Annotated in this window: 27 protein-coding genes; 20 read left to right on the top strand and 7 right to left on the bottom strand. The window is 45.9% G+C overall.

Annotation, left to right across the window (positions count from 1 at the left end):
* Nucleotides 1-45 precede the first annotated feature (45 nt).
* Genes RJ47_RS16390 through RJ47_RS16380 form a run of 3 tightly spaced genes read right to left on the bottom strand, consistent with a single transcriptional unit; the run spans nt 46 to nt 2,406 of the window.
* Nucleotides 46-642, bottom strand: coding sequence for a YdcF family protein (locus RJ47_RS16390; protein ID WP_052237968.1), 597 nt, complete (start codon nt 640-642; stop codon nt 46-48).
* Between the two features lie 55 nt (nt 643-697).
* Nucleotides 698-1,519: an NAD-dependent epimerase/dehydratase family protein gene (locus RJ47_RS16385; RefSeq protein ID WP_039485227.1), complete on the bottom strand. Its 822-nt coding sequence runs from the start codon at nt 1,517-1,519 to the stop codon at nt 698-700.
* Nucleotides 1,516-2,406, bottom strand: a complete 891-nt coding sequence (locus RJ47_RS16380) for a LysR family transcriptional regulator (RefSeq protein WP_039478481.1) — start codon at nt 2,404-2,406, stop codon at nt 1,516-1,518. Before RJ47_RS16380 ends, RJ47_RS16385 begins: the two co-directional genes overlap by 4 nt.
* 91 nt (nt 2,407-2,497) lie before the next feature.
* Here RJ47_RS16380 and RJ47_RS16375 point away from each other — a divergent pair, with 91 nt between their 5' ends.
* Complete coding sequence (locus RJ47_RS16375) at nt 2,498-2,917, top strand: PACE efflux transporter (protein ID WP_038138838.1); 420 nt, start codon at nt 2,498-2,500, stop codon at nt 2,915-2,917.
* Nucleotides 2,918-2,974: 57 nt separating this feature from the next.
* Nucleotides 2,975-3,715 carry a substrate-binding periplasmic protein gene (locus RJ47_RS16370; protein WP_038189560.1) on the top strand — a complete coding sequence of 247 codons (741 nt, stop codon included), beginning with the start codon at nt 2,975-2,977 and terminating at the stop codon, nt 3,713-3,715.
* Nucleotides 3,716-3,719: 4 nt separating this feature from the next.
* Here RJ47_RS16370 and RJ47_RS16365 read toward each other — a convergent pair whose 3' ends face one another.
* Nucleotides 3,720-3,956, bottom strand: coding sequence for a TIGR02647 family protein (locus RJ47_RS16365; protein WP_005470448.1), 237 nt, complete (start codon nt 3,954-3,956; stop codon nt 3,720-3,722).
* A gap of 496 nt (nt 3,957-4,452) precedes the next feature.
* On the opposite strand from RJ47_RS16365, the gene focA reads away from it, so the two are divergent.
* Nucleotides 4,453-5,295: a formate transporter FocA gene (gene focA, locus RJ47_RS16360; protein ID WP_005470547.1), complete on the top strand. Its 843-nt coding sequence runs from the start codon at nt 4,453-4,455 to the stop codon at nt 5,293-5,295.
* 48 nt (nt 5,296-5,343) lie between these two features.
* Here focA and RJ47_RS21600 read toward each other — a convergent pair whose 3' ends face one another.
* Nucleotides 5,344-5,469: a hypothetical protein gene (locus tag RJ47_RS21600; RefSeq protein WP_005470556.1), complete on the bottom strand. Its 126-nt coding sequence runs from the start codon at nt 5,467-5,469 to the stop codon at nt 5,344-5,346.
* A 215-nt stretch (nt 5,470-5,684) separates the two neighbouring features.
* On the bottom strand, nt 5,685-6,479 hold the full coding sequence (locus RJ47_RS16355; protein ID WP_038212990.1) for an ABC transporter permease: 795 nt from the start codon (nt 6,477-6,479) through the stop codon (nt 5,685-5,687).
* A gap of 471 nt (nt 6,480-6,950) precedes the next feature.
* Here RJ47_RS16355 and torE point away from each other — a divergent pair, with 471 nt between their 5' ends.
* From torE to torA, 3 genes are read left to right on the top strand one after another with little or no spacing between them, the layout of a single operon-like run.
* Entirely contained in the window at nt 6,951-7,130 is a 180-nt protein-coding gene (gene torE / locus RJ47_RS16350) for a trimethylamine N-oxide reductase system protein TorE (RefSeq protein ID WP_005470508.1), read from the top strand.
* 49 nt (nt 7,131-7,179) lie between these two features.
* The gene (gene torC, locus RJ47_RS16345; RefSeq protein WP_039478488.1) at nt 7,180-8,364 is read left to right on the top strand and encodes a pentaheme c-type cytochrome TorC; all 1,185 of its coding nucleotides are present in this window, start codon (nt 7,180-7,182) and stop codon (nt 8,362-8,364) included.
* A 25-nt stretch (nt 8,365-8,389) separates the two neighbouring features.
* A complete protein-coding gene (gene torA, locus RJ47_RS16340; protein ID WP_039485223.1) occupies nt 8,390-10,852 on the top strand; it encodes a trimethylamine-N-oxide reductase TorA in 2,463 nt (820 codons plus the stop codon).
* Nucleotides 10,853-10,879: 27 nt separating this feature from the next.
* On the opposite strand, the gene RJ47_RS16335 is transcribed toward torA, so the two are convergent.
* Entirely contained in the window at nt 10,880-11,608 is a 729-nt protein-coding gene (locus RJ47_RS16335) for a substrate-binding periplasmic protein (RefSeq protein ID WP_052132388.1), read from the bottom strand.
* Nucleotides 11,609-12,026: 418 nt separating this feature from the next.
* Here RJ47_RS16335 and RJ47_RS16330 point away from each other — a divergent pair, with 418 nt between their 5' ends.
* The 14 genes from RJ47_RS16330 to tolB all read left to right on the top strand — a co-directional run bounded on the left by RJ47_RS16330 (nt 12,027) and on the right by tolB (nt 25,158).
* On the top strand, nt 12,027-13,022 hold the full coding sequence (locus tag RJ47_RS16330; RefSeq protein ID WP_038138824.1) for a porin: 996 nt from the start codon (nt 12,027-12,029) through the stop codon (nt 13,020-13,022).
* A 294-nt stretch (nt 13,023-13,316) separates the two neighbouring features.
* The gene (locus tag RJ47_RS16325; RefSeq protein WP_039485221.1) at nt 13,317-15,056 is read left to right on the top strand and encodes a glycoside hydrolase family 36 protein; all 1,740 of its coding nucleotides are present in this window, start codon (nt 13,317-13,319) and stop codon (nt 15,054-15,056) included.
* A 53-nt stretch (nt 15,057-15,109) separates the two neighbouring features.
* A complete protein-coding gene (gene ruvC / locus RJ47_RS16320) occupies nt 15,110-15,631 on the top strand; it encodes a crossover junction endodeoxyribonuclease RuvC (protein WP_005470321.1) in 522 nt (173 codons plus the stop codon).
* 99 nt (nt 15,632-15,730) lie between these two features.
* Nucleotides 15,731-16,345 (top strand): Holliday junction branch migration protein RuvA, encoded by a 615-nt coding sequence (ruvA, locus tag RJ47_RS16315; RefSeq protein WP_038213016.1) that lies wholly within the window; start codon nt 15,731-15,733, stop codon nt 16,343-16,345.
* A 17-nt stretch (nt 16,346-16,362) separates the two neighbouring features.
* A complete protein-coding gene (gene ruvB, locus RJ47_RS16310; protein WP_005470368.1) occupies nt 16,363-17,367 on the top strand; it encodes a Holliday junction branch migration DNA helicase RuvB in 1,005 nt (334 codons plus the stop codon).
* Between the two features lie 459 nt (nt 17,368-17,826).
* Nucleotides 17,827-19,413: a cytochrome ubiquinol oxidase subunit I gene (gene cydA / locus RJ47_RS16305; RefSeq protein WP_038189546.1), complete on the top strand. Its 1,587-nt coding sequence runs from the start codon at nt 17,827-17,829 to the stop codon at nt 19,411-19,413.
* 19 nt (nt 19,414-19,432) lie between these two features.
* Entirely contained in the window at nt 19,433-20,569 is a 1,137-nt protein-coding gene (cydB, locus tag RJ47_RS16300; RefSeq protein ID WP_038138816.1) for a cytochrome d ubiquinol oxidase subunit II, read from the top strand.
* A gap of 12 nt (nt 20,570-20,581) precedes the next feature.
* On the top strand, nt 20,582-20,689 hold the full coding sequence (gene cydX, locus RJ47_RS20905; protein ID WP_000270284.1) for a cytochrome bd-I oxidase subunit CydX: 108 nt from the start codon (nt 20,582-20,584) through the stop codon (nt 20,687-20,689).
* On the top strand, nt 20,682-20,984 hold the full coding sequence (gene ybgE / locus RJ47_RS16290; protein WP_039485218.1) for a cyd operon protein YbgE: 303 nt from the start codon (nt 20,682-20,684) through the stop codon (nt 20,982-20,984). Before cydX ends, ybgE begins: the two co-directional genes overlap by 8 nt.
* A gap of 165 nt (nt 20,985-21,149) precedes the next feature.
* Nucleotides 21,150-21,569, top strand: coding sequence for a tol-pal system-associated acyl-CoA thioesterase (ybgC, locus tag RJ47_RS16285; RefSeq protein WP_038138812.1), 420 nt, complete (start codon nt 21,150-21,152; stop codon nt 21,567-21,569).
* On the top strand, nt 21,559-22,257 hold the full coding sequence (tolQ, locus tag RJ47_RS16280; protein ID WP_005470411.1) for a protein TolQ: 699 nt from the start codon (nt 21,559-21,561) through the stop codon (nt 22,255-22,257). Before ybgC ends, tolQ begins: the two co-directional genes overlap by 11 nt.
* A gap of 5 nt (nt 22,258-22,262) precedes the next feature.
* On the top strand, nt 22,263-22,706 hold the full coding sequence (locus tag RJ47_RS16275; protein WP_005470524.1) for an ExbD/TolR family protein: 444 nt from the start codon (nt 22,263-22,265) through the stop codon (nt 22,704-22,706).
* 13 nt (nt 22,707-22,719) lie between these two features.
* Entirely contained in the window at nt 22,720-23,787 is a 1,068-nt protein-coding gene (gene tolA / locus RJ47_RS16270; RefSeq protein ID WP_039485216.1) for a cell envelope integrity protein TolA, read from the top strand.
* Between the two features lie 30 nt (nt 23,788-23,817).
* The gene (gene tolB, locus RJ47_RS16265; protein ID WP_419723883.1) at nt 23,818-25,158 is read left to right on the top strand and encodes a Tol-Pal system beta propeller repeat protein TolB; all 1,341 of its coding nucleotides are present in this window, start codon (nt 23,818-23,820) and stop codon (nt 25,156-25,158) included.
* The last annotated feature ends 34 nt before the right edge of the window (nt 25,159-25,192 follow it).

The following is a 25,192-nucleotide window of genomic DNA, read 5'->3' as shown; positions in this document are numbered from 1 at the left end:
TTAACTGATCGGCATTAGAGTATTTACTCTGGCTTTTTCATTTCTCTAATCATTGTCGTGAAACACGGCTCTTAAGGCTTTGAATGACATTTCAATGCTGTCAGGGATTTCTTGCTCAATTTGATAGCCCATCGCAGGGTAACGCTTGATTCGGTCGAAGTCCCCCAACATTGCTCGCACAGTGGTATCGAGGTCGATATCGTCGTTAAAGTAGTCACTAAACTCAATACGGGGTGAGGTGACACAAAAACGCTCTAAAACACCGGGCCATTGCTTTATAAATGTCGCATACGTTCTTCTTTCCATATAAGGCTTTTGGACAAGTATGAAGGAAGAAAAGCGGTGACCAAGTTGGTTTAACAACGAGGCAGTATAAAGGACATTCTCTCCGGTGTTGGTCGCTTTGTTTTCGACAATAATGGCATTGCTCGGAACGCCCATATCTTTTGCAATGTCTGCGAAGGTCTCCGCTTCAGATTTATCGAAGACGCCGTCGGTAAGCCGTCCAACACCTCCAGAGAAAATCAACGTCTTCGCCCATCCATCAAGATAAAGCTGTGCTGCGTATTCCGCGACACGCAAGTCATTGCTGCCGAGCACGAAGATACAGTCAGAGACTTGCAGTTTGTGTCCGAGCTGCATATACGACCACAGTTGTTCTATATGTTGATATAGCTTCAAAGGACGTCCTTATGGTTCAAACCAACTCAAGAGTGTGTTGATGGTGGAAGCGGTAGCCAAGTTCCAGTAGTGAATCAGCCAAAATCAGTTTATCGGCGATAGAAACGATAGGTGGTAAAGGGTCGGTTGCACCAACGTTATCTAGAGCAGCTTGATAAAACTCAGCCTTGCTCACCGTGTTAGGGGTTGTTGCGTTGACCACGACATTTTTATCTAGCGTTGAGACAAAGCTGACCGCCCCAATCGCGTCTGTTAGGTGGAGCATGTTTGCAGGAGCGAGATCGCTGACCTGCTTTAGCCTTGGAGCGAAACGAGAAGGATGTCGATCAGGGCCAACGAGACCACTGCACCGCACGATGGCAAATTTCAGTCCTGAGTCTTTGACATACTGCTCGGCGAGTAACATGATTTTGGCTTTCTCGCTGAACGAATCGTGCTGTTCACTGAGTGTTAACGATGCGTGTTCTTCAGACATAGATTCTGCCGTACTTGGATAAACCGTCGTTGAACTCACCATGACAACTTTGCCCACGTTTGCTGTTTGACAGGCATGAACAAGCTTGCGCCAATGTTCTGCATACTGCTGACCACCTCCAGCGCGAAAGCCCGGAGGGAAACAACCAATCACAATGTCGGGCGCTTGGTTTTGCAGGTGTGAGACAAAGGCGTCTTCAGCCTCATTTAGATCGCAGTGAAAAGCGTTAAGCGCTTCTTCTTGTAGCGTTTTTACACCTTCGACGGTTGTTTTGCTGACGTAAACTTTATGTCCAATCGTCTCGAGGTAGTGTGCCAGAGGTCGGCCAAGCCAGCCCCCTCCAATGACAGTAATCGTTTTCACATTTCACTCCCTGTAATTAAATCGCGTATTTCACTGCGTAGCATCTTGTGAATAGGTAAAGCGCTGCAGCTAGGGTGCTGGATAACATCGACGTTCGCATGCCAAGTCAGTCTCTCGAACTCTACGGGAACACGAACCACGTCCCCCGTATCCAATAAGGGTTTGACCATGTGAGTAGGTAGTACTCCCCAACCAAACCCTCGATTAATCAGGTCCATAAGGATGTAGTAGTTGTCAGCATACCAAACATTTGGGCTGTAAGCTTTTTGAAAACTGCTCGTTTTCGCGGTTTTAGAACGTATCAGCAGCTGACGGTGTAAGGTTAAGTTTTCAAGGTTTGGTGAGGTCGCTTTGGCCAGCTCATGTTGGCTCGAGACGTAAACATCAAACTCAATACTCCCCACCGATTCAAAATCGATACCGACGGGAAGATCCAGCTCCGAAAACAAGATCCCAGTCGTCGCTCGTTTTGATACCACTAGTTCGATCACATCAACGCTAGAGGCGGCTAAGAACTCAAAGCTCACTCCTGGATAACGATCCAGAAGGCGATGGATCGCTCCATAGAGCTGTGAAGTCGGAATGCCTTCATCAATTGCGATAGATAGATTAGTTTGCTCTTGATTGAATATCTGCTCAGCACTTTGTTTTAGCCTGTCGTGCTGCTGCAACGTTGCTCTAGCGTGAGGTAGCAACTGCTGTCCCTCGTTGGTTAACACAGGGTATCGACCCGTTCGATCAAAGAGATCGAAACCACTGTCTATTTCGAGGTTGATGATGTGTTGACTGATGGCAGACTGCACTTTGTTTAATGAGCGAGCCGCAGCGGAAAACGAGCCGCTCTCGACCGTGGCAACAAACGCTTGGAGTTGTTCAATGCTAAACATATCTTTAATACTGATAGTACCTAACTATATTCCATCATAATTACTCATGATAATAGTCGCAAATGATTGCAAACTTATTGTGAGAGATACAATGAAATCCAAAGAAAGAGTTTTTCACGCTGTGCTGTTTGAAATGGTCGCTTTAGCGATACTGGTTCCAGCGTCTGCGGTTGTTACAGGAAAGGGAGCGAGCGATCTTGCCATGGTGGGGATTGGTTTAAGCTTATTTACCGTTGTTTGGAATTACCAATACAACATCTTATTTGATCGCTGTTTTGGTGGTGATAGAGAGCAGCGATCGTTGAAGCTTCGCATCGGACATACCGCGGGATTTGAAGGTGGTTTGATATTTATCACGGTACCGAGTATTGCTTGGTTCCTCGATATCTCCATCATTGATGCTTTATTGTTAGAGGCTGGGTTTTTGGTGTTCTTTTTCATTTATGCAACAGGGTTTAATTGGTTCTACGATCGATATCAACCATACCGCTTTATCAATGTAAGTCGCTAGATTATTGACGCTCTGAGCCTATCCTTATAGTAAGGAATCGGTTTGAGGGAGAAGAGAATGAAGTGGTGGCTAGTTCTATTCTTTATGTGTAGTAGTGCTCAAGCGCAAAAAGTCTATATGACATCGCTTGATTGGCCGCCGTATTCTGGAGAGACACTTGTTGAGAATGGACTCTCAGTCGCCATCGCACGTGAAGCGTTTGCGGTGATGGGGTATGAACTCGTTGTAGAGTTTAAACCTTGGGTCAGGACGGTAACCACGGCATCAAAGAGGGAAAAGTATATTGGTTATTTTCCTGAATATGCGTTTGAAACTGAGGATTTTGTTTTCTCTGATTCTATTGGCTCTGGACCATTAGGCTTTGTGCAAAATAGGGAGAGGCCAATATTGTGGTCAGAGTTGATTGATTTATCTGATTACCGGATTGGTGTTGTCCAAGGCTATATCAACACGCAAGCCTTCGATGCCTTAGTGGAAAAAGGAGAGCTCAGTGTTGAAGCGGCAGAGAATGACATTCTCAACATTTACAAAGTTGCCAAAGGCAGAGTCGAATTAGCGGTGATCGATGCCAATGTACTGCGTTACCTCATTGAGATCGATCCTCGGAGAGAAGTGCTTCAGAGTCGAGTAGAAATGAACCGCCAACTATTAGAAGTGAAGCATCTGTATTTAGCGTTTAAAAACACCCCTGAAGGGCACAGTTGGCGTCGTATATTCAATCAAGGTTTAAGGCAAATCGACATAGAAAGCATCGAAGCTCGCCTATTGAACACAACTTCCCCTAAACGCTTGCAATGAGTTTTTATTGGCTCGAGAGTACGCGCAAAATCTTGTCAGCATGTTCAGCGACTTCGATTCCCTCGTCGGTTAGATATCCACCATCAGGTAATGTACATAGGCCTTTAGCATATAGGCGAGCGACAGCGGCTTGCATTTCCTCTGATGCATCGTGGTGAACTTTGATGCCTGTTGCCGCACTGCTTAAATCGAATTGAAGCAATAAGTTAAGTTCAGCGATATGGTCTTGTGTGTACTTCATAATTAATACCTTTACGAATCAATACGGTTACCTTAGTTCTGGTGCTATGCAGCGGCAATTCAATTAACAGAGAAGTGTTATCTACGGCATAAAAATCGATTTTATTTGAACAAATTCGCTCAGCATTTGAGCCACAACAAAGCTTAACAGGTAACCGTTGCAGTTGTTCGTTGTGGGGCGATAGGCATGAAAAATGAAATCTAATAATGCGAAAAGTGTATAAAACAAAGGTTCCATATAAGAAATTAGACTAAAGTCTATGGCAGGAAGGTGGGTAGGCGTTTTTCATTTTGTAACTTATTGAAATTTGGGTTTTTTATATCTATCGCTTTGGCCTGTTTTATCTATTTTTAGTCTAAGAACAATGTCTCAATGATTAAACTTTTTATAAGATAAATGACTATCTATCTTTTGATGAGATTTAACGCTTGAAATTGAGCACATTTCGAGTAATTATCCGCGCCCACTATTCCACATGTTTCAAGATGTTAATCTGATGAACCTTAACCAATTTGATTCACTGCTACCGCCTCAAGTAGCTGAACGTGCGGCTGAGATCGGCGTTGATAAAGCGACTAAAGATCCGATGAAGTCGTTTCTTCTTGCGATATCTGCGGGTATCCACATTGGTATCGCTTTCGTTTTTTATACCATTGTCACCACTGGCGCTGGCGATATTCCTTGGGGGATATCACGTTTACTTGGTGGGTTAGCATTTAGCTTAGGATTGATTCTGGTGGTGGTCACTGGCGGAGAGCTCTTTACTAGCTCGGTCCTAACGTTAGTGGCTCGCGCGAGCGGTAAGATCACATGGCGATGCTTGTTTAAAAACTGGGCAGTGGTCTATGGAGGCAACCTGGTTGGTGCATTGTTGCTAGTGGCGTGCATGCTTCTTACCAAGCAGTACATGTTTGACCATGGTCAAGTTGGCTTAAACGCGATGAGCATTTCTCAACATAAGTTACACCATACGTTTATCTCGGCTGTCGCGCTAGGCATTATGTGTAACGTTTTGGTGTGTATTGCCGTGTGGATGACGTTCAGCGGTCGGACTCTAACCGATAAAATAGCGGTGATGATTTTGCCTGTCGCGATGTTTGTCTCTGCGGGTTTTGAACACTGTATCGCAAACATGTTCCAAGTGCCGATGGCCATCGGGATCAAAAACTTCGCGCCTGCAGAGTTTTGGCAGATGACCGGCGCGAATATTGCTGACTACGCTGACTTGAATTTAATTGACTTTATTCTTAACAACCTGATCCCTGTGACGTTAGGTAATATCATCGGTGGTGGACTGTTTGTCGGGATGTGGTACTGGCTCATCTATCTGCGAGATTAACCCCTTCCTTTTTCCGAAGCACAGTACAGTGCTTCGGAACACTTATCATCACTCCACCAGACCAAACTCCTCGGCGTTCACTATGTGTTCAGGCTCATCCCAGAGCCAATTGTGCATTTCTTCATCACGATGACCTTGATTAAAGGTTTGATCCTTTGTGCTATCAAATTTCATGGCTGCCCCTCCTTGTTTGATTAGAAATCAATCTAAGTTGGCGGTATGACGAAATTATTACGCGTTCTGAATTAATTTATATGTGTGTGTTTGCAAAGGGTTTTATTGTTTAAGAACGCTTGAAGGGTGATAGCTACTCAGATTGAAAGAGGTATCACCACTGTTATCCACAGATTCTGTGGATAAGATCATTTGGTTCAAGATAGAAGGTGATCTTATTTGTTTGAGAGTGGCTTTATCATGACGAGGCCGTGGGGATGAATGCCTCGGCGCACAGTCAAATTTAAGCAAATCGTGATTGATACGGACATCATGACGAAAATCGCAATCATGATCATAATCTGATACTTAATGGCGACAATAGGGTTCGCCCCGCCAAGTATTTGACCTGTCATCATCCCCGGTAGTGTGACTAATCCGCTCGTCGTCATCGAGGCAAGGGTAGGGGCGAGCGATTTTCGAATCGCTTCTCTCAAAAATGGCAACGTCGCAAACCTCACGCTCGCGCCAAGTGCAATTGCCGCTTCATATTCTGACTTTCGTTCTTCAAGTGCGGAGAAAAAATTCTGTAAAGCGACGATGTTGCCCCCTAGCGAATTGCCAAGCAACATACCCGCGAGTGGAATGACGTATTGGGCATTGTACAGTGGGGTAGGTCGAACAATCGCTAGGCAAATGAGAAGCAAAACGGGCGCTAAACCAACGACTAACCCTCCTACCACAGGGAGAAAAAGTCGTTGTTTTGGAAGCCTTGCCTTATCCAGTATCGAGCTTGACCCTATCATGATCATCACAGCAAGCCACAACAAGTTGACAGTCATACTGTCGAGCTGGAACAAAAACTCTAAATAGACGCCAACTAAAGTGAGCTGTATTCCCATCCTTAACACACCGATGGCCGTGTCTTTTGCTATACCTAATTGGTAGTAGTAATTGATTGCTAATGGAACCAATAGCGTTGCACCAAACAAGATCAATAGTGGCCACGGTATGTCGACGACAGCGTTCATGATGAGCTCCATTTTCTCCGCAGTAATAGTCGCTTTGTTTACATATTACCTTGATTTGAAGAGAGGTTATACGGCGAGCATTAGAAATGCAGTGGGTGGAAAATAGAACATTTTTTTAACAAACCGCGGTGTACACAAGTAACAAAGCGGCAGAGTTTTGGTGAAAAATGCGTGCTTCATACACTGTTTAATTAAGCGGATTTTACTCAATTGTTGTAAAGTTGTTTCTATTTTAACAGAGTGTTTACTGTTAATATTTTTTCATATTTCAATGCAATCTAACACATCAAATGTTAATTAAACACATCTCTGGATGAGCTCAAAAAAGTATTGAATAACAAGGTTGAGAGACGATCTATAGATTGAACCTTACTAAGAGTATGGTCTAACATTTCTTATTAGAGATTGTAAAAAAATTAAGCTTGCTTTGAAAAGCTACCCAATAACACTAGATACAAAATAGGCAAATGTATGAGTGATGTTAATAAAATTGAGAGTGGTGAAAAACGCTCACTGGAGTGGAAATCATTCCTCTTCATCGCAGTCGTTCTCTTCCCTGTGTTGAGTGTGGCATTTGTTGGTGGTTACGGATTCCTTGTATGGGCACTACAAGTTTTCTTCTTTGGACCTCCAGGTGCACACGGCCTGTAAGCCGTGAGCTCATTTCCACATTTTTGAACAGATTTTAAGAGAGCAAACTATGAAATCATTTATCATCAAGCTGTGGCGCACCATGACACGCCCGGCAGTTCATATCAGCTTAGGTGTGCTGACTATGGGCGGCTTTATTGCTGGTGTTATTTTCTGGGGTGGCTTTAACACCGCACTGGAAGCGACCAACACAGAAGAGTTCTGTATTAGCTGTCACACCATGCGTGACAATGTATACGTGGAACTGCAAGAAACGGTTCACTGGAAAAACCACTCTGGTGTACGTGCTACGTGTCCTGACTGTCACGTTCCTCATAACTGGACAGATAAGATTGCACGTAAGATGCAGGCTTCTAAAGAAGTATTCGCTCAAGTATTTGGTAACTACGATGAACCAGGTGCGTTTGAAGAGCGCCGTATCGAACTTGCAAAACACGAATGGGATCGTTTCTCTGCAAACAAATCTCTAGAGTGTAAAAACTGTCACAACTACGAATCGATGGATTTCGAGCAAATGTCTCCTACTGCTCGCATCCAAATGAAGCAGGCAGCAGAGAAAGATCAAAGCTGTGTTGATTGTCACAAAGGTATCGCGCACAAACTTCCAGCTGGCATGGACAGCATTGGCGGTATCGTTGGTGACCTTGAAGGTCTAGCTTCGAACACTAACTACGACGTTGGTCAAACGCTAGTGAGCGTGCGTCACCTTCCTATTTACTTCGATGCTGAAGGTACTACTGAAGCTGGTCTACTAAACCCGGCATCTTCAGTGAAAGTGATTGCTGACAAAGGTGACTACGCGGAAATCGAAATTGACGGCTGGCGTAAAGCGAAAGGCTTTGGTCGTGTAATCCAAGAAGACTTTGGTAAGAACATTGCGGTCGCTTCTCTACTTAAAGAAGCATCAACAGACAGCAACGTTGTTACAACTGGCGAGCAAAAAGTGGATGAGCTAACTGGTCTTCCATGGGAAAAAGTGGCGGCGAAAGTATGGATCAAGAAAGAATCTATGCTGAACGATATTACGCCTGTATGGGAAAAATCAGCGGAAGCATACAAAACCAACTGTTCTGTATGTCACACGCAGCCTGACGAAGCGCACTTCGATGCGAACACATGGCCTGGTATGTTTGACGGTATGCTTGCATTCGTTAACCTAGATACAGACAGCGAAGCACTGATCTTGAAGTACCTACAGAAACACTCTTCAGATTATGCTGAAGGCCACCACTAATAAGCGTCGGATTGGAGTAAATTAAATGGCTATTTCACGAAGAAGTTTTCTTAAAGGTGTTGCAACAACAAGTGCAGCATCAGTAATCGGTCCAAGCTTATTGGCATCAGCATCTGCAAGTGCGGCTGAGTCTACAGGTACTTGGAAGGTTTCAGGTTCACACTGGGGCGCATTCCGCGCCCACATCTACGCGGGTAAAGTTCAAGAAATCAAACCACTTGAGCTTGATAAAAACCCAACAGAGATGTTGAACGGCATCAAGGGCATCATCTACAGCCCATCACGTGTTCGTTACCCAATGGTACGTCTAGATTGGTTGAAGAAGCACAAGTACAGCGCAGATACACGTGGTGACAACCGTTTTATCCGCGTTACTTGGGATGAAGCACTTGACCTGTTCTACCGTGAACTAGAACGTGTGCAAAAAGATTACGGCCCATGGGCTCTACACGCGGGTCAAACCGGTTGGAACCAAACTGGTGCATTCAACAACTGTACTGCGCACATGCAGCGTGCTGTTGGTATGCATGGTAACTTCATTACTAAAGTGGGTGACTACTCAACAGGTGCGGGTCAAACCATCCTGCCTTACGTTCTAGGTTCAACAGAAGTATACGCACAAGGTACTTCTTGGTCTGAAATCCTAGAAAACGCAGATAACATTGTTCTTTGGGCAAACGACCCAGTGAAGAACCTGCAAGTAGGTTGGAACTGTGAAACGCACGAATCTTTTGACTACCTAGCTCAACTGAAAGAGAAAGTAGCAAAAGGCGAGATCAACGTACTTTCTGTTGACCCAGTTAAGAACAAGACTCAGCGTTACCTAGAGAATGATCACCTGTACATCAACCCAATGACAGACGTAGCATTCATGCTGGCTGTTGCTCACGTGCTGTACAACGAAGATCTATATGACAAGAAGTTCATCGAAACTTACTGTCTAGGTTTTGACGAGTTCATCCAGTACGTTCAGGGTGAAACCAAAGACAAAGTGGTTAAGACTCCTGAGTGGGCGGCTGAGATCTGTGGCGTTAAAGCCGACAAGATCCGTGAATTTGCTCGTATGCTTGTAAGCGGTCGTACACAGATCCTGATGGGTTGGTGTATCCAGCGTCAAGAACACGGTGAGCAACCTTACTGGGCAGCAGCGGTTATTGCAGCAATGGTTGGCCAAATCGGTCTACCTGGCGGTGGTATCTCTTACGGTCACCACTACTCAAGTATTGGTGTTCCTTCTACTGGTTTTGCTGGCCCTGGTGGTTTCCCACGTAACCTTGACCAAGGTATGAAGCCTAAATGGGACAACAACGACTTTAACGGTTACAGCCGCACGATCCCGGTTGCGCGTTGGATCGACTGTCTACTAGAACCAGGTAAAGAGATCCGCTACAACGGCGGTAAAGTAAAACTGCCTGACTTCAAGATGATGGTTATCTCGGGTAACAACCCTTGGCACCACCACCAAGATCGTAACCGCATGAAGAAAGCATTCAAGAAGCTACAGACTGTGGTAACGGTTGAGTTCGCTTGGACTGCAACGTGTCGTTTCTCTGATATCGTTCTTCCAGCATGTACTCAGTGGGAACGTAACGATATTGACGTATACGGTTCATACTCAAGCAAAGGTTTGATCGCGATGCACCGCTTAGTGGATCCTCTGTTCCAATCTAAGCCTGACTTCCAGATCATGAGTGAACTGACTCAACGCTTCGGCCGTCGTGATGAATACACACGTGGCATGAGCGAAATGGAGTGGATCCAAAGCCTATACAACGATTGTCGTGCAGCGAACAAAGGTAAGTTCGAAATGCCAGAATTCAACGAGTTCTGGGAGAAGAGCGTACTAGACTTCGGTCAAGGTAAACCTTGGGTTCGTCACGCGGACTTCCGTCAAGATCCAGAAATTAACCCACTGGGTACACCTTCTGGCTTCATCGAGATCACGTCTCGTAAGATCGGTCGTTACGGTTACGAACACTGTCAAGAACACCCAATGTGGTTCGAGAAATCAGAGCGTTCACACGGTGGTCCTGGTTCTGATACACACCCATACTGGCTGCAATCTTGTCACCCAGACAAGCGTTTGCACTCTCAGATGTGTGAATCGGAAGAGTTCCGTGCAACTTACGCAGTTCAAGGTCGTGAGCCTGTTTACATCAACCCAGTTGATGCCAAAGCCAAAGGCATTAAAGATGGTGACTTAGTACGCGTATTCAACGATCGTGGTCAGCTTCTAGCGGGCGCAGTTGTGACTGATAGCTACCCACGCGGTGTTATCCGTATTGAAGAAGGTGCGTGGTACGGTCCTCTGAACGAGAAAGAAGGCGCTATCTGTACGTACGGCGATCCAAACACGCTGACTCAAGATATCGGTTCTTCTGAGCTAGCTCAGGCGACGTCTGCGAACACGTGTATCGTAGACTTCGAGAAGTTCACAGGCAAAGTACCGCCAGTAACTTCATTCGGTGGTCCAATCGAAGTGGCGTAAGCTCAATCGCATTGAACAAAAACCAGCCTACGGGCTGGTTTTTTTGTGTCTGCCGTCTCCATCTTGTTCCAATCCGTATTTAATCTTGAGCTGCTGAAGACGCTCTTGCGCATAAGTTCTGAAATAATAGTTCAGGCTGTACACAACCTGTTGAGCGTATGGATGGTCTTTCCTAACCGCGGCGTATAGGGGAGTGGTAATAAATGGAGTGGAATGAATGGTTAAGCGCTTAAGCGGCAGTCCCATCTCTTTAACAACCCACCGTGCCACATACTCATCGGTAATGATGACGTCAACACGCTGCGAAAGCAGTAAGCGGATACTGGTTTCCAGATTGGCTGACGATACCTTTTGGATTCCCTTGTGGTTAAGCAGTTCTGGAGGGTAGGCATAGTTGTCAATCAGTGCGACGCGCTGGCCATTTAAACTCTCTGGTGACTGATAGGTGAAAGCCGTGTCCTCAGAGCGCGATATTACCGATAAGTGATTGCTCATGTAGGGCTCGGTAAAATAGTAGTGTCGCATTCGTTCGTCGTTTTTCCACACAGCGACAATCACGTCATTCTTACCGTAGTAAGTCTCTTTTAACACTCTTGGCCAAGGCTTCTGCTCATAGATAAATTTGTAGCCGGAATGCGTTAATCCCTCGATAACGATGTCGTGAGCAATTCCTTTCCCAATTGGTGAATCCATAACATAGGGCGCCCATTTGCTCTGCGCGACCTTTAACGGAACTGCAAATGCTGTTGAGATCATCAGTAAGTAACTCAGGGAAACAACAAATAACCAGTGTCTCAATCCGTTAATCCTCGTTGAAAAGCTCTCTGTTCAGTCTAGTCGATGATGTGACTGAGAGTATTTACGTGATATTTCGTCTCATAGATTGAGAAAATGACTACCGAAGAACGCAAAGATACGAAAAAGTTCCCCTGACGTTGATTTTAGGTTTTGTTGAGTTTATTTGTGATAAAGGTCTCTTTTATTGGCTTGTTGAGCCTATTTATTGCTCATTTTTTATATTGATTTATGTTTTTGGCTAATTTGCGGGCTATGCAATTAGATCTCTTTTGATTGTTTTATTTGTGAATTATTGGGTGGGCGAATAATTTGCTCAACCAGAGCGAGCAGGTGGTAGATGACGCTCATAAATAAAAATTTATAGGAACAAATAAAAATGAAAAAGACAGTATTAGCAGTAGCTCTTTCTCTTGTTGCGGGTTCAGCAATCGCAGCAGACGTTAACCAAACAACGTCTGAGCGTGCACGTGAATCTCTAATCGACCTAATCCTATCTGGTGAAGAATTCTCTGTTGGCGGTCAAGTGGCTGTTGGTGGTGAATACCTAGAAGGTCGTAAAAACGAGAATGGCGAAGACCGTGAATTCCACAACTACGACGTAACTGGTTTTGACCTTTTCGTTAACTACCAAAAAGGTAACGTACTAGGCCAATTCGCAGGTGAATTCGACCTAGACAACAACTACTCTTCAATGGATGCGTCTTTCACTGTAATCGATGCATGGGTTGGTTACAAAACTGGTTTCGGTGTTGCTTCTGTTGGTTACGCAGCTGATTCAGCACTAGACGCAGTTGACGGTGCGGCAGACCTAACAGTTGAGTACGGTGCATCAGCATCTGACGCTTCAGACGTTAACCAAGTCGTTAAGTTTGAAGGCATCAAAGAAGGCTTCAAATACGGCGTATCTTACTACGGTGACCGTGAAGCAGACGCTTCTGGCCACAAAGGCTTCAACGGTTACGTTGGCTTCCAAAACGAGCAGTTCCAAGTTAACGCAGGTTACGAAAAGAACGAAGACAACGATGTTGAAGGCGATCTAGAGCAAATCATGCTTGTAAACGGTGTTGTAAATCTAGGCGATATCGCGCTAGGTGCAAACATTGCTAAGCACGAACTATTCTCTGGCGATGACTCAATGCTTTACAGCGCATCTGCTGGCTACACAATCGACAAACTATACCTAGCAGTTGGTTACGCTCAATCTGAAGCATACACTTCTGATGCAGAAGACACTAAGTGGACTAACTTCGGTGCAACTTACCAGTTCACTAACAAGCTATCTGCTCTAGTTGACTTCCGTGTTGACCTATCAGAAGAGAAAGACAGCAGCGAAGACCTAGCTGCATTCTTCAAAGTTGCTTACGACTTCTAATCAAGTTTAGGCTCAAAAATTTACGGCCTGTTCTGCAGGCCGTTTACCATCAAAGCAGGAAGCTTTTAGCGCAATAATCCACTGCCTTTTTCGCCCTCCGGAGTTGGAGGGTTTTTTCTGTTTTAGACAAGTACATCGCGCTTCTATCGATACCTCTATTGCCTGTGACTTCGCGGTGGTCACAATAAAAAGGAAAAATGTGAAGCTTGTACGGCTTTGTGTTTTTGATTAAATAGACAATAAAAATATCCAATGCTGTAATGTGCCGATACTCCTTTGTCTTAGAGCACAGTTATGGCCCTGCATGTAGAACTCGCCAATAGCCGCCTTGTTGTCATCCCCAATCACGATATAACCGCGAAAAAAAAAGATAATCAGCTGCACTTCTTGTTTCAGGGGCTGAGCAACTACAAGTTCAATGATCGCTTTTTACTGTGTCAGACGGAGTTTAATTTCGAACGCAGTGCAACGATATTGGGTGACGGGTTTCAAATGCTTGCCCAAACGACTGGCACCATCGAGCAACCAATCGATATAGGTCGTTGTCCAGATAATTCTCCCAGCTATCGCATTTACTCAAGCCAAGATCCCAAGCGCTACTACAACTATCTTATGGTTGAAGATTCTCTGGGCTACAGTCTGTTTGGCTTCACTTCGTGTCATCGCTTCGCGGGCTACTTTGAAGTACAGGAGCAAGAAGGACGTTGGTTAGTCAGCGCTTACATTGATGGCGAAGGAACCTATCCTCAAGATTGGTCTACCACGGAATTAGAGTCGATTGTGTGCCTGCAAGGCGATTCCATGTCTCAGCTTTACACAGAGTATTCCAAGCTGATTGCGAAGCATCACCCTGTCCGAGCGGGCGTTGAGGCTAAAGCTCCAATCGGATGGTGTTCATGGTACGCATACTATGCTGAAGTCAATCAAGACAACATCTATCACAATCTCGAGGTAATGTCTGCCGATGCCAAGCAGCTTGAATACGTCTTGCTCGACGATGGTTATCAAGCCTTTATGGGGGATTGGTTAACACCTTCGGACAAATTTCCATCGGGAGTTCGAGCTGTCATTGAAGCAATCAAAGCAAAAGGCAAAAAGCCAGCAATTTGGCTAGCTCCTTTTATTGCTCAGCCTGAATCTGAGTTGTTCAAACAACACCCTGATTGGTTTGTAGAATATCAAGATGGCCGCTTACTTAAAGCCGAAGAAGTCACTTACGCAGGATGGCGTTGTACGCCATGGTATGTGTTAGATACTTCAAACCCTGAGGTGCAGGAGCACTTAACTCATGTTGTTCGCGTCATGCGTGAAGAGTGGGGAATCGAGCTGTTTAAGTTGGATGCCAACTATTGGGGTACTTTGAAAGGTCAGCGTTATCAGACAGGGACAACGGGTATCGAAGCTTACCGAATGGGGATGGAAGCAATCGCCGAAGGTGCAGGAGACGCATGGATTCTAGGTTGCAACGCACCGATGTGGCCATCACTTGGTTTAGTCGATGCGATGCGCGTGTCTGACGATGTCGAACGCAATGAACATCGATTTGAACAGATCGCAAAAGAGACCTTTTATCGCAGTTGGCAGCACCGCAAACTGTGGCAGATTGACCCAGACTGCGCGACATTTGTATCGCTGCCTAATCAAGCCGCAGAGCGTCAAAGCTACGAGTTTCACCGCAATGTACTGTTGGCCAGTTCAGGTCTTCTGCTTTCGGGCGACCCGTTGCCTGAGCTCACGCCTTGGGCAAAGCAGACACTATCCAAACTGATACTGCGACACAAACACTGCCAAGAGAGTGCGCGATTTACCGCGCTAAACCTCCATCATGCCTTCTTGCCTATTACAGAGCGCAATGACCTCCATTGCCTGTTTAACTATCAGCAGCCTGCAAGGGAAGTCACATTGACTGCCGAGCAGCCCGTCTATTGGTATGACTATTGGACAGGCGAACGATTGGTTGAAGAGCCGACCCAAGTCATTGAAGTTGGTCTTGAGTCCGGTTTGTCGAGTCGAGCGATAATTACCTCGATATAGTGGCGGCTCTGCTTTACCATACGCTTTGAAGCAGTCACATTGATTAGGTATTCATGTCAATCATTCTAGGTATTGACCCCGGCTCACGCATTACTGGGTACGGGGTTATCCGACAAAACGGACGCCATTTGCACTACTTAGGTAGTGGATGCATTCGTACATCAGAAAAAGATCTTCCGGGCCGTTTGAAGCAGATCTATGCTGGAGTTTCGGAAATCATTACCCAATTCCAACCGGATGTGTTCGCCATTGAGCAAGTCTTCATGGCACGCAACGCAGATTCAGCACTCAAACTCGGTCAAGCACGAGGGAGTGCTATAGTCGCCGCCGTGAACGCGGAACTTCCAGTTCACGAATACGCGGCTCGTTTGATTAAACAGGCGGTTACTGGAACGGGTGGGGCAGACAAAGAGCAAGTGCAGCACATGGTGCAACAAATGTTGAAACTCCCTGGCAAACCCCAAGCCGATGCCGCAGATGCGTTGGGTGTGGCAATTTGTCACGCCAATACCAACAAAACCTTAATTGCAATGGCAGGTAAAGCGACCAGTGCACGCCGCGGGCGCTACCGCTAACGCTCAATCTCAAAATTCACCTTCGAGGCGACAAAGAACTGGATGTCTATCCAGTTCTTTATTATCCTGTCGCAAATTCATTTCCAAAGAGTATTTACCGTGATTGGACGTCTGCGCGGCATTCTGATTGAAAAACAACCCCCTGAACTGCTGATTGAAGTTAATGGTATTGGCTATGAAGTCCAAATGCCGATGAGCTGCTTTTATGAGCTGCCTAATGTCGGTGAAGAAGCGATTATCTATACTCACTTTGTTGTTCGCGAAGATGCTCAGCTGCTTTATGGGTTTAACACGGTAAAAGAGCGTGCTTTGTTCCGCGAAGTGATTAAAGCCAATGGTGTTGGGCCAAAATTGGGGCTTGGGATTCTTTCGGGTATGACGGCAAGCCAATTTGTGGCATCTGTCGAGCGAGAAGACATTTCGACCTTGGTGAAATTGCCTGGAGTAGGCAAGAAAACCGCTGAGCGTTTGGTGGTCGAAATGAAAGATCGCCTTAAAGGGTGGAGTGCCGGCGATCTCTTTACGCCGTTCACTGATGCCGCTCCTGTTGATTCTACACCAGCTGCAACAAACAGCGCAGAAGAAGAGGCTGTAAGCGCACTGCTCGCTTTGGGCTATAAACCGACGCAAGCCTCTAAAGTTGTCGCGCAAATTATTAAGCCAGGCATGAGCAGTGAAGAGCTGATTCGTGATGCTCTGAAATCGATGGTTTAACGGATAGGAAATAACTCATGATTGAAGCCGATCGTCTTATCGCGCCAGAAAATCCAGTGTATCGAGAAGAGGATGTTATCGATCGCGCCATCCGTCCAAAAAAGCTGGAGGATTATAAAGGCCAAGACCATGTGCGTGACCAAATGGAGATCTTCATCAAAGCGGCTCAGTTGCGTGAAGAAGCGCTCGACCACCTGCTGATTTTTGGTCCGCCAGGGTTGGGTAAGACTACGTTAGCCAACATTGTTGCCAACGAGATGGGCGTGAACATTCGCACGACGTCAGGACCTGTCCTAGAAAAGGCTGGGGATTTAGCCGCATTGCTGACGAATCTAGAAGAGAACGATGTTCTTTTCATTGATGAGATTCACCGCTTGAGTCCGATGGTTGAAGAAGTGCTTTATCCGGCAATGGAAGATTATCAGCTTGATATCATGATTGGCGAAGGACCAGCGGCGCGCTCGATTAAAATCGACTTACCTCCATTTACCTTAATCGGTGCGACAACTCGCGCTGGTTCATTGACATCGCCACTGCGCGACCGTTTTGGTATTACCCAACGCCTAGAGTATTACAAAATTCCTGACTTGCAGAACATTGTTCAACGCAGTGCAGACTGCCTAGGTTTGTCGATGGAAGCAGAAGGAGCCCTTGAGGTCGCAAGACGGGCACGGGGTACGCCACGTATCGCCAACCGACTGCTTCGTCGCGTGCGTGACTACGCAGAAGTTAAGGGTAATGGTCATATTTGCGCGGAGGTTGCCGACAAGGCGCTAAACATGCTGGATGTCGATGCTCAAGGTTTTGACTACATGGATAGGAAGTTGCTGCTCGCCATCATGGAGAAGTTCGGTGGTGGTCCTGTTGGTCTCGATAACATGGCGGCTGCCATCGGTGAAGAGAAAGACACCATTGAAGACGTGCTTGAGCCTTACTTGATCCAACAAGGCTATCTGCAAAGGACGCCAAGAGGGCGTATCGCGACTGATCGCGCTTACCTACATTTCGGAATTGAAAAATAAGTTTTCACGCCGGTCAACGAGACCGGCGTCTTACCACTTGTGACCAATGTCACGTTTGTAAAATCTCGCCTACCACTAATTAGGTAAGTAAAATGGATGAGATGTTAAGTATTTGTTTTGCATAAATACCTATTTCGCCTTGTTCATTACTCTCGGGTAACATTAAACTCGCGAAACGCTTGATATAGATCAAGTTGGTGCTTTTTTAAACAAAAATGCCAAGCAAAACTTGACTCAAATCAAAGCGGAACTCTCCTATAAACCTTTTGAAACAATCTGTTTTTAGCAGTAATATTAGCCGCAGCTATATTAGCTGATGCTTAACAATTAACTAACCGTTACGGTACATTTTTGCAACAGAGTGTTGCTATTTAATAACAATCTTTAAGATTGGATAACGACTATTTATGCTTGGCAAAAATGTAAGAAAGTGTCTTCAGCCGACACATAGGAGTAATCATGATCGATGTTGTTGATCTATCGCGGTTGCAGTTTGCACTGACTGCGATGTATCACTTCCTATTCGTACCATTGACTCTAGGTATGGCCTTCCTACTGGCTATTATGGAATCAATGTACGTAATGACGAACAAGCAAATCTATAAGGACATGACCAAGTTCTGGGGTAAGCTATTCGGTATTAACTTCGCCCTAGGGGTAGCGACTGGCCTAACCATGGAATTCCAGTTCGGTACTAACTGGTCGTACTATTCGCATTACGTAGGTGATATCTTTGGTGCACCTCTTGCGATCGAAGCCCTTGTCGCCTTCTTCCTAGAATCCACTTTTGTGGGCTTATTCTTCTTTGGTTGGGATCGCTTATCAAAACGTCAACACCTTGTTGTCACTTGGCTTGTTGCTCTAGGTTCTAACTTCTCTGCACTTTGGATCTTGGTGGCGAATGGCTGGATGCAAAACCCAGTTGGCGCAGAATTTAACTTCGAAACCATGCGTATGGAAATGGTGAGCTTTGCTGAGGTTGTCCTTAACCCAGTCGCTCAGGTTAAGTTTGTACACACTGTCGCTTCTGGTTACACGACTGGCGCAATGTTCGTTTTAGGCATCAGTTCATACTACCTTCTTAAAGGTCGTGATATTGCATTCGCTCGTCGTTCATTTGCTATTGCAGCGTCATTTGGTATGGCTGCGATCCTTTCAACCATCGTTCTAGGCGATGAGTCTGGTTACGAGTTGGGTGAAGTACAAAAAGTGAAACTCGCAGCTGTTGAAGCAGAGTGGCACACAGAGCCTGCACCAGCGGCATTCACTTTGTTTGGTCTTCCGAATCAGGAAACCATGCACACCGACTACGCGATCAAAATTCCTTACGTAATGGGTATCATCGCGACGCGTTCTCTTGATGAGCAAGTTACGGGTCTTCGCGATCTTCGTGATGATCACGTAGAGCGTATCCGTACTGGTATGTATGCATACGAGCTACTAGAGAAATTGCGAGCAGGTGATAAATCTGAAGCAAACATGGCAGCCTTCGACGAAGTGAAGGGTGACCTAGGCTACGGTCTTCTACTTAAGCGCTACACCGACAATGTTGTTGACGCAACAGAAGAGCAAATTCAAGCCGCTGCGGATGACTCTATCCCAACGGTATGGCCACTATTCTGGTCGTTCCGCATTATGGTTGCGTGTGGCTTTATCATGCTATTCGTCTTTGGTGCGGCGTTTATTCAAACTTGTCGTCAGAAGATTGAGCAGAAACAGTGGGTTCTTAAAGCAGCACTATTTAGTATTCCACTGCCGTGGATCGCTGTAGAAGCAGGTTGGTTCGTTGCCGAATACGGCCGTCAGCCTTGGGCTGTGGGTGAAATCCTACCGGTGAACGTTGCGGCATCTGCTCTGAGCGCTTCAGAAATCTGGACGTCACTATTTGCAATCATCGCGCTGTACACTGTGTTCTTAATTGCAGAAGTTTACTTGATGCTGAAGTTCGCACGTAAAGGTCCAAGTAGTCTGAAAACAGGCCGCTACCACTTTGAGCAAAACGCTGACTCTGTCGAAGACAAAGTTAGTCGCCAAGTAGAAGCGTAAGACAAGGAGAAACAAAAACATGTTTGATTACGAAATCTTACGACTGATCTGGTGGATCCTGATTGGTGTTCTGATGGTCGGATTCGCGGTCACTGATGGCTTCGATATGGGCGTTGCTTCTTTATCACCGGTTATCGGTAAAAACGATACTGAGCGCCGAATTATGCTCAACACCATTGCTCCGCACTGGGATGGCAACCAAGTTTGGCTAATCACGGCTGGTGGCGCTTTGTTTGCTGCTTGGCCATTGGTTTACGCTACTTCGTTCTCAGGTTTCTATTTAGCGATGTACGTGACGCTTGCGGCACTTTGGATGCGTCCACTGGCACTTGATTACCGTTCAAAGATCGAGAATCCAAAATGGCGTCAAGCTTGGGACTACGCGCTTTGCTTTAGTGGTACTGTGCCTCCAGTCATTTTCGGTGTCGCATTTGGTAACTTATTGCAAGGTGTGCCGTTTGAATTAAACGACCTGCTGATGTCTCAGTACAAAGGTACATTCTTCGCACTGCTAAACCCATTCGCACTGCTATGTGGTGTGCTTAGCCTAATGCTATTTGTGCTTCAAGGCGCAACTTGGCTACAAATGAAAACGACTGAGGCGATTCACCAGCGCGCAAGAAATGCCGCTCAGATCGCAGGTCTGGTTGCTGTCGCGCTGTTTGTTGCAGGTGGCTTCTGGGTTCAGTCGATTGAAGGCTTTGTAGTTACAAGCACTATCGATACGTTGGCGGATTCTAACCCGCTAAATAAAGAAGTAGTGCAGCAAGCAGGTGCTTGGATGACGAACTTCGAAACGTACCCTGCAATGTGGGCCGCGCCTGTTCTAGGTGTGTTAATGCCGCTACTTGCAGTAATTGCTTCTCGTTTTGAGCGTGGTGGTTTTGCATTCTTGTTCTCAAGCTTGGCGAATGCTGGGGTAATCTTGACGGCAGGTTTCGCGATGTTCCCATTCGTTATGCCTTCAAGCCTTGTACCAAACCACAGTCTGACTATGTGGGATTCAACGGCGAGTGAACTAACACTCGGCCTTATGACGCTTGTCGCGGCTGTGTTTGTTCCTGTGATTCTTGGTTACACAACGTGGACGTACTACAAAATGTTTGGACGTCTAGACAAGAAGCACATTGAAGACAACGACGTATCGGCTTACTAAGGAGTATTAACTATGTGGTATTTCGCATGGATTCTGGGTGTCTTGCTAGCATGTGCATTCGGTATCATTAACGCTCTTTGGCTAGAGCACTCAGAAATGATGGACAAAGACAGTGAGTAATCTCGCTGCGCAGGTAGCCAAGCTACATGCACCATTAGATAAGACCCTGTTTAGGGTCTTATCACTTGTATTAGGTTTTTATCATGTCGCGATGGTGATGTGGGATCCGGAGGCATACTCCGCTTCTATCGGCGGTTTTAATGCGCTGATTTCGCCACTACTGATTTGGGCAATCTGCTCGAGCATGGTATTTGGCTTGAGTTTCAAACCACGAAACTGGTACTGGCAGATACTATTTAGCCCGTATTTCTCGTTGGCTATCTTAAGTTATCTGACCCTGCTTAGAGTGTCCTAACAAGCCTTGATTAAAATCTATTCGCATTCTTATCAAAATAGCGCCACTAAATGATAGTTGGCGCTATTTTTTTGTTTCAATCATTGAAAACCTCCATTATCCCTTGCATAAACCCGCTTGAGTTGCGTTATAGTAATGCTCTTCAATGAGTTAAAGAGGTGAGGCGTGCAACAAGAGCAATCCACTTTCGAATGGCCGATAACGGTCTATTACGAAGACACTGATGCAGGTGGAGTGGTGTACCACTCGAATTACCTAAAGTTCTTTGAAAGAGCGAGAACAGAATTGCTTCGCAATGTAGGCGTTTCACAGCACACTCTTTTGGAACAAAACATTGGATTTGTAGTCCGACACATGGACATCGACTTTCTGCAAGGTGCTCGTCTTGACGATCAACTGACGGTAAAAACACACGTTGCAGAATTAAAGAAAGCTTCGCTGACTTTCTGTCAGGAGATCGTCAATCCTGATGGCAAATCATTGTGTAAGGCAATGGTTAAGGTAGCATGTATCGACAATGAGAAAATGAGGCCAATAGCGATCCCTCAATCAATAGTTATGGAGTTTACTCATAGTGACCGCTGATATTTCAATGCTTGACCTGTTTTTACAAGCAAGTCTGTTAGTAAAAATGGTGATGTTGACCTTGTTAGGTATGTCTGTTGTCTCTTGGGCAATGATCATCAAGCGCAGTAAAGTTCTGTCGCAGGCCTCAAAGGATGCTGACGCATTTGAAGACAAATTCTGGTCAGGCACCGATCTTTCCATTCTTTATCAAAACGCCAAAAAACGAAAAGACGAGCTTTCAGGTACCGAAGAGATTTTCTACTCAGGCTTTACTGAGTTTGCTCGATTACGCAAATCCAATAGCGACTCGCCTGATTACATTATGGAAGGCACAGGTCGATCGATGCGTGTGTCTGTTGCGCGCGAAGTCGATGAGCTTGAAACCAACCTGCCATTTCTTGCGACGGTGGGCTCAATCAGCCCATATATCGGTCTTTTCGGTACGGTGTGGGGCATTATGCATGCCTTTATCGCTCTTGGTGAAGTCAAGCAAGCAACCCTAGCTATGGTTGCTCCAGGTATTGCAGAAGCGCTTGTCGCAACGGCGATGGGCTTATTTGCTGCTATTCCAGCTGTTATGGCGTACAACCGCCTAAGTAATAAAGTCAGTAAGTTAGAACATAACTACGCAACGTTTTCTGAAGAATTCCACAGTATCTTGCATCGTCAAGCGATGGCTGGCCGCGATAACGCTCATAAGGAGTAATTAACATGGCCGGTTACCAACGTAAAAAAAGAAAGATGACAGCCGAAATCAACGTCGTACCCTATATCGACGTCATGTTGGTTTTGCTGATCATCTTTATGGTGACATCGCCATTTGTCACTCAAGGAGTTGACGTCGAACTGCCTAAGACCGCAACGGCAAAACCAGCCTCAGAGCTAGCCGGTGAGAGCGATGCCAGCTTCATTATTGTTGAGATTGATCGTGACGGTAATTTGGGATTAAGCGTCAATGATGAAGAGGTGATGCGAGGTCTTTCGCTGCAAGACATTATTGTTCGCGTCAAAGCTGAACTGTCTTTAAAACCAGATTCGCCTGTCGCTGTGGGTGGTGATGCGGCAACACCTTATGCTGAGGTGGTTTTGGTTTTGGATGAACTAGGCCGTGCAGGTATCCCTAAAGTGGGCTTGTTGACGGACATTAAGGAATAAGCGCTCTTAGTGTATGAAAGAGATTAAGCCCAAGAAGAAAAATGATTACAAAAAGCCGCTCGCGATATCGGCTTCTTTGCATGCGCTGTTGGTTGTTGCCCTAATTTGGGGAGCAGATTTTACCATGTCTAAGCCAGAGCCAACGGGACAGTTGGTTCAAGCTGTTGTGATTGATCCTGCAAGGGTGCGCGAGCAAGCTCAGCAGATTCGTAATCAACGTCAAGAAGCGGCGAAGAAAGAGCAAGATCGCCTCGATAAACTAAGACGAGAAAGCGAGCAGCTCGAGAAGAACCGCAAAGCCGAAGAGGAACGCATTCGCAAGCTGAAGGAGCAGCAAGCCAAAGAAGCTAAAGCGGCTCGTGAGGCAGAAAAGCGTCGCATTGCAAAAGAGAAAGAGCGCAAAGAGGAAGAGCTGCGCGCTAAGAAAGAGAAAGAACGCGTTGCCAAGCTAGAAGCAGAGCGCAAAGCCAAAGAGCAGGCAATTAAAAAAGCAGAGCAAGAACGCTTGGCGAAAGAAGCGGCCATAGCAAAAGCGGAGCAAGAGCGTATTGAGCGTGAAAAGGCCGCTAAGGCAGCAGAAGAGAAGGCTCGCAGAGAACGCGAAGCGGCTGAAAAAGCCGAACAAGAACGCATAGCGAAAGAGAAAGCCGCAAAAGAAGCCGCAGAAAAAGCACGCAAAGAAAAAGAGCGCTTAGAGCAGCTAGAGAGAGAGCGAAAACAGCAAGAAGCGGCGCTTAATGACATTTTTGCTGGTTTAGAAACCGAAGCGGAGCAAAACAGCTCTGCGCGAAACCAGCACATAAACTCAGAAGTGAGTCGATACGCGGCGATATATACCCAGCTTATTCAAAGTCGCATCATTAAGGATGACTACTTAGTGGGAAAGTCGTGTAGGTTGAACGTAAAGTTGGTTCCGACAGGAACGGACGGTATTGTGAGTAGTGTTTCTGTACTTAATGGTGACGCTCGTCTCTGTACCGCTGCTAAGAGTGCGGTCAGCCAAGTAGGTAACTTCCCGATGCCGAAAGATCGGGACATTATTGATAAGATTCGCGATATTAACTTAACTGTTGATTACTAAATTAAGGAATATGACGTGATTAAACGCCTTATGACTGGAGTACTTGTTATTTGTGCAAGTCTCTCCAACGTGGCTCACGCCGCACTCGAGCTTGTCATTACGGATGGCATTGATTCGGCTCGACCAATTGCGATTGTGCCTTTCAAATGGGAAGGCGCGAGCAAACTTCCTCAAGATGTATCTGCTGTGGTTGCCTCCGATCTACAGCGCAGTGGTAAGTTCAGCCCTATTGCTACCAACAGAATGCCGCAAACACCTTACAGTGAAGCTGAAGTTAATTTTGATGCTTGGACTGGGCTCGGTGTGGACTCCTTGCTTACAGGGACGATCACACAAAATGCAGAGGGTAACTATGTCATCAATTATCAATTGGTCGATGTGGTTCGCGGTCAACTGACTCAAGGTCAAAGCAAAGCGCTAAGCCCAGATGGACAATTGGTCCTATCCAAAGATCACGTGCTTTTCAACAAGCAAGCAACGGTACCAGGGGATCGTCTACGTGAATACGCCCACCGTATCTCAGACTTGGTTTATCAGGAATTGACGGGCGAACGTGGTGCGTTTTTAACTCGCATCGCTTATGTCGTCGTTAATGATAAGGATCAGAAATTCCCATACCAACTGCGTGTCTCGGATTACGATGGCTATAACGAACGCCTAGTTCTGCGCTCTAAGCAACCGCTTATGTCGCCAGCTTGGTCTCCTGATGGCAAAAAACTCGCCTATGTGAGCTTCCAAAATGGTCAAGCTGAAATCTTCATTATGAATATTTATACCGGTGAACGAGAGAAGGTAACGTCATACCCTCGTCACAATGGTGCGCCAAGATTTTCTCCTGATGGCAATAGCTTAGCGTTAGTTTTGTCTAAAACAGGTAGCCTTCAAGTCTACACTTTGGACTTGAAAACGCGCAAATTGACTCAAATTACTCGTGGCCGTTCAAATAATACTGAACCGTATTGGCATCCGGATGGTAAATCCCTTATCTTTACGTCGGACCGCGGTGGGCGTCCACAGATCTATCAAGTTGACTTGGCAGGTGGTTCTCCAAATCGTCTCACTTGGCAAGGCACTCAAAACTTGGGCGGGCAAATCACTCCAGATGGTCGGTTCCTTGTGATGGTTAACCGCAGTAATGCTGGTTTCAACTTAGCGAAGCAAGATCTCGAGACAGGTGCGGTACAAATTTTAACTCAGACTCTACTTGATGAGTCACCAAGCATTGCGCCAAATGGCGGAATGGTTATTTATAGCTCTATCTATAACAAAGCCAACGTGTTGTCGATGGTTTCAATTGATGGACGCTTTAAAGCTCGATTACCGGCAACAAATGGACGAGTTCGTGCGCCCGCATGGTCACCGTTTTTGTAGCAAGTAAGTATCAAAAAGTAAGGAAAATATATCA

The sequence above is a fragment of the Vibrio sinaloensis genome, assembly GCF_000808535.1.
Lineage (GTDB): Bacteria > Pseudomonadota > Gammaproteobacteria > Enterobacterales > Vibrionaceae > Vibrio > Vibrio sinaloensis_D.
This window is presented reverse-complemented; position numbering and strand designations above follow the sequence as displayed.

What these genes read in the sequence shown, in the direction of transcription:
- RJ47_RS16390 (WP_052237968.1), bottom strand. Translation starts at nt 642, where the DNA reads ATGCAGCTCGGACACAAACTGCAAGTCTCTGACTGTATCTTCGTGCTC.
- RJ47_RS16380 (WP_039478481.1), bottom strand. Translation starts at nt 2,406, where the DNA reads ATGTTTAGCATTGAACAACTCCAAGCGTTTGTTGCCACGGTCGAGAGC.
- RJ47_RS16375 (WP_038138838.1), top strand. Translation starts at nt 2,498, where the DNA reads ATGAAATCCAAAGAAAGAGTTTTTCACGCTGTGCTGTTTGAAATGGTC.
- RJ47_RS16370 (WP_038189560.1), top strand. Translation starts at nt 2,975, where the DNA reads ATGAAGTGGTGGCTAGTTCTATTCTTTATGTGTAGTAGTGCTCAAGCG.
- RJ47_RS16365 (WP_005470448.1), bottom strand. Translation starts at nt 3,956, where the DNA reads ATGAAGTACACACAAGACCATATCGCTGAACTTAACTTATTGCTTCAA.
- focA (WP_005470547.1), top strand. Translation starts at nt 4,453, where the DNA reads ATGAACCTTAACCAATTTGATTCACTGCTACCGCCTCAAGTAGCTGAA.
- RJ47_RS21600 (WP_005470556.1), bottom strand. Translation starts at nt 5,469, where the DNA reads ATGAAATTTGATAGCACAAAGGATCAAACCTTTAATCAAGGTCATCGT.
- RJ47_RS16355 (WP_038212990.1), bottom strand. Translation starts at nt 6,479, where the DNA reads ATGAACGCTGTCGTCGACATACCGTGGCCACTATTGATCTTGTTTGGT.
- torE (WP_005470508.1), top strand. Translation starts at nt 6,951, where the DNA reads ATGAGTGATGTTAATAAAATTGAGAGTGGTGAAAAACGCTCACTGGAG.
- torC (WP_039478488.1), top strand. Translation starts at nt 7,180, where the DNA reads ATGAAATCATTTATCATCAAGCTGTGGCGCACCATGACACGCCCGGCA.
- torA (WP_039485223.1), top strand. Translation starts at nt 8,390, where the DNA reads ATGGCTATTTCACGAAGAAGTTTTCTTAAAGGTGTTGCAACAACAAGT.
- RJ47_RS16335 (WP_052132388.1), bottom strand. Translation starts at nt 11,608, where the DNA reads ATGATCTCAACAGCATTTGCAGTTCCGTTAAAGGTCGCGCAGAGCAAA.
- RJ47_RS16330 (WP_038138824.1), top strand. Translation starts at nt 12,027, where the DNA reads ATGAAAAAGACAGTATTAGCAGTAGCTCTTTCTCTTGTTGCGGGTTCA.
- RJ47_RS16325 (WP_039485221.1), top strand. Translation starts at nt 13,317, where the DNA reads ATGGCCCTGCATGTAGAACTCGCCAATAGCCGCCTTGTTGTCATCCCC.
- ruvC (WP_005470321.1), top strand. Translation starts at nt 15,110, where the DNA reads ATGTCAATCATTCTAGGTATTGACCCCGGCTCACGCATTACTGGGTAC.
- ruvB (WP_005470368.1), top strand. Translation starts at nt 16,363, where the DNA reads ATGATTGAAGCCGATCGTCTTATCGCGCCAGAAAATCCAGTGTATCGA.
- cydA (WP_038189546.1), top strand. Translation starts at nt 17,827, where the DNA reads ATGATCGATGTTGTTGATCTATCGCGGTTGCAGTTTGCACTGACTGCG.
- cydB (WP_038138816.1), top strand. Translation starts at nt 19,433, where the DNA reads ATGTTTGATTACGAAATCTTACGACTGATCTGGTGGATCCTGATTGGT.
- cydX (WP_000270284.1), top strand. Translation starts at nt 20,582, where the DNA reads ATGTGGTATTTCGCATGGATTCTGGGTGTCTTGCTAGCATGTGCATTC.
- RJ47_RS16275 (WP_005470524.1), top strand. Translation starts at nt 22,263, where the DNA reads ATGGCCGGTTACCAACGTAAAAAAAGAAAGATGACAGCCGAAATCAAC.
- tolA (WP_039485216.1), top strand. Translation starts at nt 22,720, where the DNA reads ATGAAAGAGATTAAGCCCAAGAAGAAAAATGATTACAAAAAGCCGCTC.
- tolB (WP_419723883.1), top strand. Translation starts at nt 23,818, where the DNA reads ATGACTGGAGTACTTGTTATTTGTGCAAGTCTCTCCAACGTGGCTCAC.